Origin of the sequence: Photobacterium rosenbergii, assembly GCF_033022775.1 — a bacterium.
Lineage (GTDB): Bacteria > Pseudomonadota > Gammaproteobacteria > Enterobacterales > Vibrionaceae > Photobacterium > Photobacterium rosenbergii_A.
The window spans coordinates 94,248-108,330 of sequence record NZ_JAWJZI010000002.1; the positions used below are offsets into that span (position 1 = coordinate 94,248).

Below are 14,083 nucleotides of genomic sequence, written 5' to 3' on the forward strand. Positions count from 1 at the left end.
TATTGAGGTAAAAGAGAAGCGAGTAGGCCATGATGACGCGATTTATCCCATTCTTGTTTGTAGTACTTTGGAGCTCCGGTTTTATTGGGGCACGGCTAGGTTTACCCTATGCAGAGCCTGCGACTTTCCTGCTGATCCGTATGCTGGCAAACATAGCTGTGTTCTTGCTGCTGGTGGCTATCCTTAAATCCCGCATTCCAACTGGTAAGGCGATGATTCACTGCATGGTAGCTGGGTTGTTGATCCATGGCTTTTATCTCGGTGGAACCTATATTGCAATTGGCTTGGGAATGCCGGCAGGGCTTTGTTCTTTATTGGTAGGGCTACAGCCTATAGTAACAGCCGTGGTAATGTTTGGTTGTGCGGGAGAACGGATGCGGGTGTCGCAATGGCTAGGGCTTGTGATTGGCTTTATCGGGATCAATCTAGTACTGCAGGGCAATATGGCTTGGCATCAGGACGGCAGCCGGGAAGCGGCCTATTTGTTCACTATCTTTGCATTAATAGGCATTACATTCGGTACGCTTTACCAGAAAAAGTTTTGCCAGGGTATAGACATGGTGGGCAGTGCAGTGTGGCAGTATAGCGCGGCAGCTTTGCTGTTTCTTCCGGTTGCACTGACAACCGAAACTATGGTGGTTAATTGGACGCCGACGTTTATTTTTGCCTTGAGCTGGCTGGTCTTGGTGCTGTCGGTCGTCGCTATTTTGCTGTTGCTGTTCATGGTCAAGCATGGTGAATCATCCAAAGTAGCTTCCACATTTTACTTGGTCCCACCAATGACAGCGTTCCAAGCTTGGTTAATTTTCGGGGAAACTTTTGACGAGCTGGGCGCGGCTGGGTTTGTTTTGGCTGCCGTTGCTGTCTTCCTTGTTACCCGTAAGCCGAAACTGCCCAAGGCAGAAACATACTCTCCGGCCAAACCTGCATCATAGTATGAGAGGTTAACACGATGGCAGCTATCTTAAGCTAAGGAAAGACATGGTCTGATGGAAAATTGTTCAGCTTGTATTAATTGAACGCCATTCAATTGTTTGTCATTATTGTGTCAATGATCAGGTATGAGGTTGCATGATGATGAAGAATGTTATGAAGACAGGTTTATTAGGTCTCGCGTTAGGCTGTTCATTGTTTGTGGTCAGCCTAGAGCAAGACGCACCTCATGCGGGAGAGAATGCCATAGGCTATATCGCCAAAGAAAGTACCGCTCATGAAGGTATTCGCCAGAACCTATTGATTGAATCGCAGCAGGCATACATTGCCGAGTTATACCGCGCTCGTGAAAAGCTGCAGTCGTTAGGGGAAGAAAACTCAGAGCTATACCTTTCGATTGAAAATGCCATCGCACTTAATGAAGAGCTATTCGATGATGCCGGTTTTTGGCGGGCCCATTACCTGAGCCCTGCTTCGTAGCTGTTACCTATATAGCTGTTGCCCATATCGAGGCCTCAGCTTTACTCGGCTTTCAGCAAGTATGGCGAGAAAATCTCACGGACATTGACCCTAGCTTCAAGTCTGGCGGCTAGCAGGTACAATCCACCCAGTTTGCGATGGAAGAAAATTGCATCTGCGGGTGGGGTATGCCAATAATTTTCTTTCATGCTCAGCGCCGTTCCTGTATCTCGTATCCGCCGTGCCAAATCTGTTTGGCCAAAATCAAACACACCATCAGTCATTATCGGCTCGCAGGCTTCTAAACATAGCTCGATGACTGCATTTTGTTGAGATGCGGTGATTGGTTGTCTAAAGAAACCAATTTGCCGCAATGCTAGGTTCATTGCTGGCTTATTATGTTCAAGGGCAGCGCTAAGTAGTTGCTGATAACCTTCCGCAACATGGGAAGGGTAAGCACGTGTCGCACCGAAGTCGAGCAAGATAAGTTGTCGTGATTGTTCGTTGTAGAGGAAGTTGGCGAAGTTCGGATCGGTCTGCACCAGCCTGAATGAAAAGATCTCTTTGAACAACAGTTCGAAAGCAAGCGCCATGACATGGTCACGTATAGGCTGTGGCTGATTGGTCAGTGACTCAACCGGTAGGCCCTGCAAAAATTCCATGGCAAGGATGTTATCTGTGGTTAGCTCATCAAAGACATCAGGTATCTGGTAGCGCGTGTCAGTAGCAAGCAGCTGTTTGTACTGCTTGAGCAATTCGGCCTCAAGTTTGTAGTCAGCCTCGGCATGGAGCTGTTTTTTTGCCTCTTCGAGCAAATCTTGATAGTCGACTTCTTTGGGCAGTACCCCTGAAACCCTTAGTAGCGTTGCGACATTATCGACATCGCTATCTATGCTTTCTTTTATGCCCGGGTATTGGATCTTGAGCGCAATTTTCTCCCCCTGCCAATTGGTGGCTGAATGAACTTGGCCAATGGAGGCTGCCGCAACAGGGTAAAACGAAAAGGTTTGGAACCTGTCCTGCCAGTCGATGTCCCACTCGTCTTGTAACACAGCGTTGAGTTGGCTGATAGGCATGGCTTTGGCTTCAGCACGAAGGCGTGCGAGTAACTCGGTTAACTCCGGTGGTAGTAGGTCGCCAGCGTCCATAGACAGGAGTTGGCCCACTTTCATGGCGGCTCCACGCAACTGGGCCAATTGTTCGGCAACGCGTTTGGCATTACCAGGAGTGAGCAGTAACTCACTGGCTTTTGGCCGGTTTCCCTGGGCAAGTTGTTTTACCCCTTCGGTGACCATGCTGCCCGCCACTCGGGTGGCCAAGGAACCAAGTTGCCCTAGGCGAGATAGACGTCCCTTAGGCACCTTAGCATACTCTCTTGCTGTTCCTTGTTTGCCTTTGTTGGCTGATTTTTCACCCTGGTTGATAATTGTCTCCGTTTTCATATCCAGCTATCCACAAATCATATTTAATGAGATTACGTGTTGCTGCCGAAGTTAGTTCATAAAGAAAGAGTATCTCGTACCATGGTGGAGTGACAGATCACGCGTTGCAATTAAAAGGAATACGTCGCCTTTTTGTAAGGGTGCTGAATAACAAAAAGGCCAGCAATGCTGGCCTCTGAGTCAATGATAGAGCGAGTATCGCAATTAGAACGGATACCAGAACAGCTGCTCAGCGTGATAGCGGTTGGCGAAGCCAAGAGCCAAAACCACCGCGATAGTGAACAACACGGTAAAGTCTGCCTTGGTCATTGGCTTGAGGCTGTACCAGCTACGGCGCTTGTGCTGGCCAAAACCACGTAGTGTCATGGCATTGGAAATCACCTCAGCGCGATCGAGGCTGGAGAAAATCAATGGGCCAAGGATTTTCGCGACGTTTTTGATACGGGTCAAAACCGGGGCATTCTTTGAGATATCAACGCCACGCGCCTGCTGGGCATGCATGATGTTGATGAAGTCCTTGGTGACTTCCGGCAGGTAACGCAATGTCAGGCTGACTGCATAGGCGATACGATATGGTACGCCTAGTTTGTTCAAACTCGCCGAGAACTCGGTTGGGTGGGTGGTAAACACAAACACCAAGGCGACCGGGAACATGCTGAAGTATTTCAGTGTCACTGTAACCAAGTAAAACAGGGTTTCCTGGGTTAGCGAGTAGTTACCCGGCAGAGCAAGCAATACCGTCTGGCTTCCCATGTATTCTTTGCCCTGCTGCGGGGCAATGAGGAACATGAATAATGCATTAAGGAGCAGCACGGTGACCGTACCTGTCATCAATGTCTTATAGTTGGCAAAAGGCACGCGAGAAAGTCGCAGCAAAGCAAAGCCAACCAAAATCATGGCGACAATAATCCGGACATCAAAGGTCATCAGCACCATGGTGACCCAAGCCATAAACAAAATGAACTTGGTGATCCCGTTTAGCGCGTGCAGGGGGGAGCCGGTATTGATGTAGCTAATACCGAATTTAATCTTGTTGGTTTTCATGAGTGTGGGCCTGCCTCATGGCTAATGAAGCAACGGATAAAGTGATCAATACGTTCTATACCCAGGCGAGATGCAAGTGTATACAAACTGGTGACGGTCAGGTTGGCTTGTTCAAGCAACGACGGTTGGCTGAACACCTCGTTAACGGCAGAATCGGCCAGTAGCTTGCTGTCAGCAATAACGATAGCGCGTCGGGTATATTCCAATACCAAGTGCATATCATGGGATATAATCACTATGGTGATCCCAAGCTTCTGGTTCAGCTCCTTGATAAAGCTCATCATTGCTGTGTAGTGGTGGTAATCCTGGCCCGCGGTTGGCTCGTCGAGGATAAGCAGCTTAGGTTCCAGTACCAAAATGGTTGCAATGGTTACTCGCTTTTTCTGGCCGTAGCTCAACGCATCAATCGGCCAGTGGCGGTAGCGATCCAGGCCACAAAGCTTCAGCGTTTCAAGAACCTTGGTTTCAACGTCTGCTTCAGGTACGCCACGGTTACGCAGGCCTGATGCAACTTCATCGAAAATCATATGATGGGAAATCATGTGGTTCGGGTTTTGCAATACAATACCGATATCTTGGCTTCGCTCGAAGATAGAGCGGGATGCCAAATCGCACCCTTCAAAACGAATGCTGCCTGAGTCCGGCTCAAGGACGCCCATGATCAAACGGGTAATGGTCGATTTGCCCGAACCGTTCTTGCCCAAGATAGAAACAAACTCGCCCTTGTTAACGGTAAAGCTGACATTTTCTAGGGTCTGGCGCTGACCATCGTAGGAGTAGCTGAGGTTTTTGACCTCAAGCAGAGGCGTCTCTTCAGCTTCTACTGTGACGATGTCACCTTGTTGGAACCACTCCATCACTTGCGGCTTGAAGCGCTCGATATCGAGTGTTGATAAATAAGCTGGCTTATCGGTTTCATTGATCTCACAGCCGGCCGCTTTTAACGCTGATAGGTAAAGGGGTTCGCGGATCCCGTGCTGTGCCAACAGCGGGCTGGCAAGCAGCTCGTCAGGTGTCAGGTTGGCAACGATTTCGCCGCGCTCCATCAAGATGATTCGGTCAGCCTGGCAGTGCAGAACATCTTCGAGGCGGTGCTCGATTATCACTACGGTTTTGCCTGTTTCACGGTGCAGGCGATCGATAATTTCGATGGTTGATTTACCGGTTTTCGGATCCAGGCTCGCGAGCGGCTCATCGAACAGCAGAATGTCGACATCGTCGACCATCACACCCGCAAGAGAAACACGCTGCTTCTGGCCGCCGCTGAGATCGAAAGGAGACAAGTGCAGCATGTCAGCCAGATCCATCATTGCAGCCGTGTCTTCCACCACTTGGCGCATTGGCCCTGGTGCAATCATTTGGTTTTCAAGGGCAAAAGCAATGTCTTCCCCAATGCTCAAGCCAACAAACTGGCCATCGGTATCCTGTAGAACCGTCCCCACCATGCCAGTGCACTGGTGAAGATCCATCTCTTGGGTTTCTTTGCCATTGATTTTCAGGCTGCCAGTGATGTCACCCTTTACCGAGAATGGGATCAAACCATTCAAGCATTGGCCCAGGGTGGACTTACCGCTACCGCTTGGCCCAACAATAACAACTTTCTCACCTTGGTTAATGGTCAGGTTGATATTTTTCAGGGTTGGCTTTTGCAACGCCCAATATTTGAATGAGAAATCTGTAAACTGAATAGACATAGCTTATTCGGCCTCGATCAGGTTGTAGCTTTGTTGCTTGCGTTTGGCGACAGCGGTAAGGATGAAGTGGCCGACAATGGCAATCAGCACGGTGTTACCGGCAGCAATGATGGTGAGCTGCGCCAAGACCTTGGTAAACGGTTCGGCATAGAGGACGGCATCAAGAAAGGCAGAGCAGCCATAGCCGACCACGTTACCGATGAAAGCAAGGGTGACGAACAGGCAGAAGTCGAGCTTGGAGAACAGCCCTTTTTCAATACGCTCTTTGGTGATTTTTGGATAAAGACCAATGACGAGTCCGACGATTCCAGAGCCGAGTACCCAAGTGACCCAGACGCCCCATCCGGCGAAGAGGTCGGTCACCCAGTGGCCGATAAATCCAACAAGAAAGCCGACAAGAGGGCCGAATAGCACGCCAAACAAGGCAAGCACTGCCATGGCAGGTTTGAGGGTGGTATTTGCGAAGACAGGAATACCGAACATAGGTAAACCACCAATACCATATAAGGCTGCACCGATAGCGATGAGCACAACTGTCTTGGCAGAGAGATTCATGACATAACCTTTTAAAGCTCTTGGGTATTTGCATGTACGTTGCCGGCCAAAAGGCTGCTTTGCGATATCCAAAAGAAAACCCACAATCATGTGTCGGGTAGTACTGCAAAAATCCATATTTAAGCAAGAGCAGTTATGCCGGCAGGCATAAGGACGCGCCATAATACATGAACATACAACAGAAGGGAAACCTCTACATCTAGACGTCTAACTCTTAGCCAAATCTGCCTTTACTGCTGTTGCGGTGAACATTGCGGAACGTTCATGCGTAGTAGAGATGCAGTCAGAGGATGTCTTTGTGAACGGCGAGTTATATCAATAAGTATTCGAAGTAAGATTTTTTTGGCGTGTCTTTGTTAACAGGCAATGATGGGCAATACTTTATACAAGAGAGTAATATCTATTTATGCGAGTATGAGCCTCGCAAATCTAACTCCTCCCAATGGGGGAGGAACTTCAAAACGTCGAACGTGATAGTACAGTTTTTTGCATATTATTTTTGTAGCTTGCCGAAAAAACAGTAAATTGTGGTAAGTAACTGCTTTTTTTAAGCTTTGGTGAGAAAATGATAAATAGACACCACTTATGGATGGTTGATTTAACTTATTGATTGTCACACTATTATGACAGCTTAGAGCTATCTTTTTGAGATAAATCTAACTAATTGGATAACTTGAATATTTCACTTTATTTTTTTCGAAATATAGTAAATACTGCTGTCCAAGCTATTTTATTTTGAAGCTTGTAAAAATTGACAAATCATTGTTTTGTCAAGTCTTAACTTTCCGCGAAAACATGCGCTGTTACACAGAAACTGCATGAGATCCGGTGGGAAGTTAAGGTAGAATTGGGTAATATCAGTAACAGCTATCCCGCCATCTCGGCTGGGTGCAGAGCCAAATCATATTGGAGATACAGCTTGATTAATGTATTCCTTGTAGATGATCACGAACTGGTTCGCACAGGGATCCGACGTCTGCTTGAAGATGTCCGTGGTATAAAAGTGGTAGGGGAAGCCGACAGTGGTGAAGAAGCCGTAAAGTGGTGCCGTAACTCGCATGCGGACATCATTCTTATGGATATGAACATGCCTGGTATCGGTGGCCTTGAAGCGACACGTAAAATTTTGCGCTTTAGTCCTGATGTCAAAATTATCGTTTTGACAATACATACAGAAAATCCGTTCCCGACCAAGGTGATGCAGGCAGGTGCAGCAGGCTACCTAACTAAAGGTGCCGGCCCTGACGAAATGATTAATGCTATTCGCATGGTTAACAGCGGTCAGCGATATATTTCACCAGAAATCGCGCAACAGATGGCATTGAGCCAGTTTGCTCCGGATTCAGAAAACCCTTTCAAAGATCTTTCTGAGCGTGAACTTCAGATCATGATGATGATCACCAAAGGACAGAAAGTGACCGATATTTCAGAGCAACTGAATCTGAGCCCGAAGACTGTCAACAGCTACCGTTACCGTCTTTTCAACAAGCTGGACATCAATGGTGATGTTGAGCTGACCCACCTTGCTATTCGCCATGGAATGTTAGACACAGAGACGTTGTAGTGTCGGAACAGTTTGACGCCAAAAGTTTTCTAAAAACAGTCACTCATCAGCCAGGTGTATACAGAATGTATGATCTGGCCGATGAGGTTATCTATGTCGGAAAGGCCAAAGATCTCAAAAAACGCCTTTCCAGTTACTTCCGGGCCAATGTGGCTGGGGAGAAAACCAGAGCACTGGTTAAAAATATCGCCAAGGTCGATGTCACCGTTACCCATACCGAAACGGAAGCGCTGATCCTTGAGCACAACTATATCAAGCTATACCTGCCCAAATACAATGTCCTGCTCCGGGACGATAAATCCTACCCTTACATTTTCTTAAGTGCCTCTACCCACCCTCGCTTGTCGATGCACCGGGGAGCCAAGAAGCGCAAAGGTGAGTATTTCGGGCCATACCCAGACGGCGGCGCTGTCAGGGAAAGTCTGCATCTGCTGCAAAAGATTTTTCCGATCCGCCAGTGTGAAGATTCGGTGTATGCAAACCGTAGCCGTCCTTGCTTGATGTATCAAATCGGCCGCTGCCTTGGCCCGTGTGTCAAAGGGCTGGTGACTGACGAAGACTATGAAGAGCAGGTCAACTATGTTCGGCTGTTCCTGAAGGGAAAAGACCGGCAAGTGATCACCTCGATGGTCGAGAAAATGGAGCAGGCGAGCCAGCAGCTGGCATTCGAAAAGGCAGCAACATACCGCGACCAGATACAGGCGTTGCGACGGGTGCAGGAGCAACAGTTCGTTAGCCATGATAGTGACGATGATCTGGATGTTGTCGGCATTGCCTATGACAACGGTATGGCATGCATCCATGCACTCTACATTCGCCAGGGTAAAATCCTCGGTAGTCGGAGTTATTTCCCGAAAATGCCGGTGGATGCCGAAATAACCGAAGTGTTATCGAGCTTTGTCACCCAGTTCTACCTCAATCAGGCTGAGGGCAGGGTGATCCCGAGTGAAATTCTTTTGGGTGAAGCACTGGGCGACGAGCAAGCGGTGATTGCCGAGACGCTGACGGAGCTGGCGGGGCGCAAGATAGTGATTAAGTCTAGTACCCGTGGCAATAAGGCCAAGTTCCAGCGCTTGGCGCAAACCAACGCCAGAACGGCACTGACAAGCAAGCTCAGCCACCGGATGACAGTCCACCAACGTTTCACCGCTTTGCGTGAGGCGCTCCAGCTCAATCGTCTTGAACGCATGGAATGTTTTGATATCAGTCATACCATGGGTGAAAAGACGGTTGCCTCTTGCGTCGTGTTCAATCAGGATGGACCATTGAAGCAAGAGTACCGGCGCTATAACATTTCAGGCATTACCGGAGGTGATGACTATGCCGCCATGGCACAAGCTTTGGAGCGTAGGTATGGTTCACAAGTCGATCCGGATAGAATTCCTGATATTATTTTTATCGATGGGGGTAGAGGTCAGCTGTCAAGAGCGTATGATGTAGTTAACCCATTGATGGTTGAGTGGCCTAAGCGCTCGATCCTCGTGGGTGTTGCCAAAGGAACCACCCGTAAACCCGGGCTGGAAACTTTGTTGCTGACAACGGGTGAAGAATTTTCGATGCCTGCAGATTCCCCAGCGTTGCATTTAATTCAACATATCAGGGATGAGAGTCACAATCATGCAATCAGTGGTCACCGTGCCCAGCGTGCAAAAGTAAGAAAACGTAGTGCCTTGGAAGACATTGAGGGCATTGGCCCGAAACGCCGCCAAGCATTGCTCAAGTATATGGGTGGCCTACAGGAACTGAAGAAAGCTAGCAGAGAAGAAATCGCTAAGGTGCCGGGCATCAGTCGTGCGATGGCAGAAAAAATTTATGACGCGCTGAATCATTAGGCCAGCGCGGTACATCTACACAATAAGAACGAACAATTATGCGTTTAACAATTCCGAACATTCTGAGCTTCATACGGCTAATTTTGATTCCATTTTTCGTGATCACCTTTTATCTGCCGTATAGCTGGTCCCCATTCGCAACAGCATTGATTTTCTTGATTGCCGGCATAACCGACTGGTTTGATGGCTATTTGGCTCGCAAGCTTAACCAGACAACCCGTTTCGGTGCGTTTATCGACCCTGTTGCCGACAAGGTGATGGTTGCTGCCGCAATGGTGCTGGTGGTAGAGCATTACAATTCAGTATGGGTAACCATTCCGGCTATTACCATGATCGGCCGTGAGATTATTATCTCAGCCTTGCGTGAATGGATGGCCGAACTGGGTAAACGCTCAAGTGTGGCGGTGTCTTGGGTCGGTAAAGTAAAGACCGGTGCCCAGATGGCCGCATTGCTTCTTCTACTCTGGCATCCGCACGAGTGGTTGGTCTGGATTGGTTACATTGCACTGTATGTGGCGATGATCCTGACTTACTGGTCGATGTACATCTATCTCAAAGCGGCCAAGCATGACTTGCTGAACTCTGAGCACCTCTAAGAGCGGTGTATTGATTAAATTGAAAAGAAGCGGCGATTAAGCCGCTTTTTTTATACTTGAAAACATCAATGCCTAGTCGTCGTTGAAAAAACAGTGAGTTTAGGTAGATTTCACACTTTTTCTCACAAACGGTACTGTTTACCTATCATTTTGAACTCTGAATAGGATAACAGTGATCAAAATCACTTTGTGGGCTTTTTAAGTTTTGTTTTAAATTTGAGCACCCTACGAGGGCGGAAGGATGAAAAAAGGATAAAATAGCGCTTATTGACTGTAAATCCACCACTTGACCAAAAGTGGTGAATTTTACTGTTGACTCAACCTCAGTATTGCGTAGAATGCACCACATACCGCAACGGAACACACCGTGAACGGTTGGTTAATCAAGCTTGATTGACATTTAGGCGCGTTGGCAGAGTGGCTATGCAGCGGATTGCAAATCCGTGGACCTCGGTTCGACTCCGGGACGCGCCTCCATTTGCGACACTAGCTCAGTTGGTAGAGCGCAACCTTGCCAAGGTTGAGGTCACGAGTTCGAACCTCGTGTGTCGCTCCAAATTAAAATCTTACGGCAATCTGCGGTAAGAAACAGATGGTGTTTACTGTACTAAACGGCATCGCAAAGAATTGCGTGCCCTGGTGGTGGAATTGGTAGACACAAGGGATTTAAAATCCCTCGGCGTTCGCGCTGTGCCGGTTCAAGTCCGGCCCGGGGCACCATCAAATCAAAGGCTTACAAGCTTGGCTTGTAAGCCTTTTTTATTTTTCGAATCCTCTTCAAACTACTCATATCAACCTCCGACCTGATAACAACCATTTCTTTTGGGTATCCCATGGACCTGCAGGGGTGGGGGCAGATACGCCTTGGCCATAAATGAATTGGCGCCGATTACTCTATACTAAGTTGTCGATAGCTTTAGGTTGTGAACCCACCTAAGACCTAAAGCGGAGGTGTTTCAGTAAGGGGGGCTAATGGTCGAAGTGCAAAGAGAGCAAGTGCCAATTGGTGTCATTACCGAGATCCACGGCCCCGTGGCGGTCGTTGCCTGCGATACCTTGCCCCCTCTGCATCAGGCCTTATGTGCCAGCATCGCGGGTGAAACGTATCTGTTTGAGGTCCATCAGCATCTTGATCAGAGCCATATACGCATTATCATTTTGCACCGGAACATCTCTTTGCACCGGGGCACCACAGTGTATGATACCGGTGCCTCACTCCATATCCCGGTCACGACTGACTGTCTTGGCCGATTGCTCAACATCTTCGGAGATCCGCTGGACGGCGGCAGTGCGCTTAACGCATCGGCATTTCGCGATGTACACAGTATCCCCGTACCGCTCCATAAGGCGGTCGGTGTCGGCGAGGTATTGGAAACAGGGATCAAGGTGATTGACCTTCTGTGTCCTTTCATCAAAGGAGGGAAAATCGGTCTATTCGGTGGGGCGGGGGTTGGCAAAACCGTGCTGATCATGGAGTTCATGCACTCGGTCGCGAAGCTGCACCGGGGGGTGTCCGTTTTCTCCGGCGTTGGCGAGCGTATCCGGGAGGGGCACGAACTATGGCATGAAATCCGTGATGCGGGGGTGTTGCCGCAGACACTCATGGTGTTTGGGCAAATGGACGAATCGCCAGGAGTCCGTTTCCGCGTCGGGCTCTCGGCTCTGACGTATGCTGAATACCTGCGCGATACACTGAAAAAAGATGTACTGTTTGTCATGGACAACATCTTTCGCTTTGTCCAGGCCGGTAGCGAGGTGTCAAGCCTGCTCGGGCGCATGCCCGCCACCGTCGGGTACCAGCCCACACTTTCGACCGATATCGCCGAGATGCAAGATCGTATTGTATCGACCAAGGACGGCTCAATCACCTCGGTCCAGGCAGTTTATGTGCCGGCGGATGACATGACTGATCCTGCGGTAAGCACTCTCCTCAGCCACCTTGACAGCACTGTGATCCTGTCTCGGGCTCAAGCCGGCAAAGGTATCTATCCTGCCGTTGACGTTCTGCAGTCCAGCAACAAGCTGATGAACCACCATACGCTAGGCTCTCGGCACTACGGTATCGCCGAAGGTGTCAGGGAGCACCTGGCCCGGTACCACGAGTTGGAAGACATTATCACCATGCTCGGGGTTGAGGAGCTCTCTGTTGCCGACCGCAGAATCATTATGCGGGCCCGTAAGCTTCAACGTTACCTAACCCAGCCTTTTTGGACGACGGCCGCGCATACCGGCCTGCCTGGCGTGTCGGTTCCGCTCGAGAGCACGATACAGGACTGCGAGCATTTTCTGCTGGGCCATTACGACGGTATCCCTGAAGAGCGCTGTTACATGCAGGGGAGTATGGAGGCGGTGCGACGATGAAAGGGTTTGTGCTCCAGCTGCTTGACGCAACGCATGCCGAGGAGATCATCGGTGTGACCTCTTTTGTTGGTGAAGATGCTAGTGGCAGTTTTGGGTTGCTGCCCGGGCACATTCGGTTTATGACCATCCTGTCTACCGGGATCGCCAAGTACCGAATTGGTGACAGTGACTGGAAATATCTAGCAGCCCCCGGCGGGGTGATCTATTTTCACAATAATAGACTGACACTGTGCACCTACCGCTTTGTGCTAGACGATGACTACCTTCGTATTAGCCAGACCCTGCAGGAGCAACTGCTCGGCGAGGAAAAAAAGCGACAGCGGGTCAAAGAGAGCCTTCACCATATGGAGGAAGCGATCCTCAATCGGCTCTGGGAAATGGGCAGGCGATGAGTGGATGCCATGGCAAAGCTGGGTGATTTGAAAGAAAAAGTAGAACGTAAGGTACACCGTATGAAGAAGGCTGAGCGAGAAAGACAGACGCTTGTCGGCCAGACTATTTATATCGGAACCCTGGGGCTGTTGTTGGTGCTGCCGATTGTCGGGGGGGCTTATCTCGGCCACTGGCTGGATAGCATGATGGAAGGATACTCTATCCGATGGACGATGAGCCTGATTTTGCTTGGGGTGATGGTGGGTGCGGTGAACGTCTATTTGTTTATTAAGGAGTGATCCTATTGATAAATAATACGGTAGTGACGACCTGGGCGATATTGGGGGCGGTTTGGCTGCTTGCCTGGCTGTTGTCACGCCGCCTATCCCTTAACCCCGGAGTGGTGCAAACTGCCGTTGAAGGCATCGTCGCCAGCATTGAAAGTGTGATCCAGGAGGTCGCGCCCCAGCATGTTAAAAGCCTGACGCCATTTATTGGCAGCCTTTGGATATTCCTGGTCATCGCCAATCTGTGCGGGCTGATCCCGGGAGTGCATTCCCCGACACGCGATCTCTCTGCCACGTCGGCCTTAGCGATTGTGGTGTTTCTATCAACCCACTGGTATGGCATCCGCTTGCAGGGAATAAAGCGCTATCTGAGCCATTACCTCAAGCCGAGCCCCATCCTGCTGCCGTTTCACCTTATCGGCGAGATAACCCGTACCGTGGCATTGGCGGTGAGGTTGTTTGGCAACATGATGAGCCTAGAAATGGCGGCGTTGCTATTTTTGATGGTAGCCGGCTTTCTTGCCCCTGTGCCGATATTGATGCTTCATGTCATCGAAGCGCTGGTCCAGGCCTATATCTTCGGCATGTTGGCCCTCATCTATGTCGCGGGTGGTCTACAGTATAAACAACAGCAGCATGACGGAGACTCTAATGCCTGAATTATCTACCTTTGTTTTGACTTCTACCGCTGTTGCTGTGATCGGAATCTCCTTAGGCGTCATGCTGCCGGCCGTGGCGATGGGGTGGGCTGTCAGCCGTGCGATGGACGCGCTGGCCCGCCAGCCGGAAGCTGAGCGGGCGATTATGCGAACGCTCTTTATCGGCCTTGCGATGATAGAGTCGCTTGCCATTTACGTTCTGGTCGTCGTGCTGATTATCCTGTTTCGCAATCCACTGCTCGAATATCTCATTTCCTAGAGGCTGGCGGTTACTTGGCGGCGCTA

14 protein-coding genes and 3 tRNA genes are annotated in these 14,083 nt (G+C 49.5%); 13 read left to right on the forward strand and 4 right to left on the reverse strand.

What is annotated here, in order from left to right:
• Positions 1-29 precede the first annotated feature (29 nt).
• Both R2X38_RS04670 and R2X38_RS04675 read left to right on the forward strand, forming a co-directional pair.
• Entirely contained in the window at positions 30-935 is a 906-nt protein-coding gene (locus R2X38_RS04670) for a DMT family transporter (RefSeq protein WP_317520986.1), read from the forward strand.
• A gap of 139 nt (positions 936-1,074) precedes the next feature.
• Positions 1,075-1,413 (forward strand): hypothetical protein, encoded by a 339-nt coding sequence (locus R2X38_RS04675; protein ID WP_317520987.1) that lies wholly within the window; start codon positions 1,075-1,077, stop codon positions 1,411-1,413.
• A 41-nt stretch (positions 1,414-1,454) separates the two neighbouring features.
• On the opposite strand, the gene R2X38_RS04680 is transcribed toward R2X38_RS04675, so the two are convergent.
• The 4 genes from R2X38_RS04680 to R2X38_RS04695 form a co-directional block, all read right to left on the reverse strand.
• On the reverse strand, positions 1,455-2,834 hold the full coding sequence (locus tag R2X38_RS04680; protein ID WP_317520988.1) for an AarF/ABC1/UbiB kinase family protein: 1,380 nt from the start codon (positions 2,832-2,834) through the stop codon (positions 1,455-1,457).
• 204 nt (positions 2,835-3,038) lie between these two features.
• On the reverse strand, positions 3,039-3,878 hold the full coding sequence (locus R2X38_RS04685; RefSeq protein ID WP_317520989.1) for an energy-coupling factor transporter transmembrane component T: 840 nt from the start codon (positions 3,876-3,878) through the stop codon (positions 3,039-3,041).
• Positions 3,875-5,572 carry an ABC transporter ATP-binding protein gene (locus R2X38_RS04690; RefSeq protein WP_317520990.1) on the reverse strand — a complete coding sequence of 566 codons (1,698 nt, stop codon included), beginning with the start codon at positions 5,570-5,572 and terminating at the stop codon, positions 3,875-3,877. The genes R2X38_RS04685 and R2X38_RS04690 overlap by 4 nt, the downstream gene beginning before the upstream one ends.
• 3 nt (positions 5,573-5,575) lie before the next feature.
• Positions 5,576-6,127, reverse strand: a complete 552-nt coding sequence (locus tag R2X38_RS04695; RefSeq protein WP_317520991.1) for an ECF-type riboflavin transporter substrate-binding protein — start codon at positions 6,125-6,127, stop codon at positions 5,576-5,578.
• 919 nt (positions 6,128-7,046) lie between these two features.
• On the opposite strand from R2X38_RS04695, the gene uvrY reads away from it, so the two are divergent.
• From uvrY to R2X38_RS04750, 11 genes are all read left to right on the forward strand, one after another.
• Positions 7,047-7,691, forward strand: coding sequence for a UvrY/SirA/GacA family response regulator transcription factor (gene uvrY / locus R2X38_RS04700; RefSeq protein ID WP_039468571.1), 645 nt, complete (start codon positions 7,047-7,049; stop codon positions 7,689-7,691).
• Entirely contained in the window at positions 7,691-9,523 is a 1,833-nt protein-coding gene (gene uvrC, locus R2X38_RS04705; RefSeq protein WP_317520992.1) for an excinuclease ABC subunit UvrC, read from the forward strand. The genes uvrY and uvrC overlap by 1 nt, the downstream gene beginning before the upstream one ends.
• Before the next feature lie 38 nt (positions 9,524-9,561).
• Positions 9,562-10,119 (forward strand): CDP-diacylglycerol--glycerol-3-phosphate 3-phosphatidyltransferase, encoded by a 558-nt coding sequence (pgsA, locus tag R2X38_RS04710; RefSeq protein WP_317520993.1) that lies wholly within the window; start codon positions 9,562-9,564, stop codon positions 10,117-10,119.
• Positions 10,120-10,522: 403 nt separating this feature from the next.
• A tRNA-Cys gene (locus R2X38_RS04715) sits at positions 10,523-10,596 on the forward strand.
• Between the two features lie 3 nt (positions 10,597-10,599).
• Positions 10,600-10,675: transfer RNA gene (locus tag R2X38_RS04720), tRNA-Gly, on the forward strand.
• A 77-nt stretch (positions 10,676-10,752) separates the two neighbouring features.
• A tRNA-Leu gene (locus R2X38_RS04725) sits at positions 10,753-10,839 on the forward strand.
• A 252-nt stretch (positions 10,840-11,091) separates the two neighbouring features.
• On the forward strand, positions 11,092-12,480 hold the full coding sequence (gene atpD / locus R2X38_RS04730) for a F0F1 ATP synthase subunit beta (RefSeq protein WP_317520994.1): 1,389 nt from the start codon (positions 11,092-11,094) through the stop codon (positions 12,478-12,480).
• On the forward strand, positions 12,477-12,872 hold the full coding sequence (locus R2X38_RS04735) for a F0F1 ATP synthase subunit epsilon (RefSeq protein WP_317520995.1): 396 nt from the start codon (positions 12,477-12,479) through the stop codon (positions 12,870-12,872). The genes atpD and R2X38_RS04735 overlap by 4 nt, the downstream gene beginning before the upstream one ends.
• A gap of 9 nt (positions 12,873-12,881) precedes the next feature.
• Entirely contained in the window at positions 12,882-13,151 is a 270-nt protein-coding gene (locus tag R2X38_RS04740; RefSeq protein ID WP_317520996.1) for an AtpZ/AtpI family protein, read from the forward strand.
• 5 nt (positions 13,152-13,156) lie between these two features.
• The gene (locus R2X38_RS04745; protein ID WP_317520997.1) at positions 13,157-13,798 is read left to right on the forward strand and encodes a F0F1 ATP synthase subunit A; all 642 of its coding nucleotides are present in this window, start codon (positions 13,157-13,159) and stop codon (positions 13,796-13,798) included.
• Positions 13,791-14,057, forward strand: coding sequence for an ATP F0F1 synthase subunit C (locus R2X38_RS04750; RefSeq protein ID WP_317520999.1), 267 nt, complete (start codon positions 13,791-13,793; stop codon positions 14,055-14,057). The genes R2X38_RS04745 and R2X38_RS04750 overlap by 8 nt, the downstream gene beginning before the upstream one ends.
• Positions 14,058-14,083 lie beyond the last annotated feature (26 nt).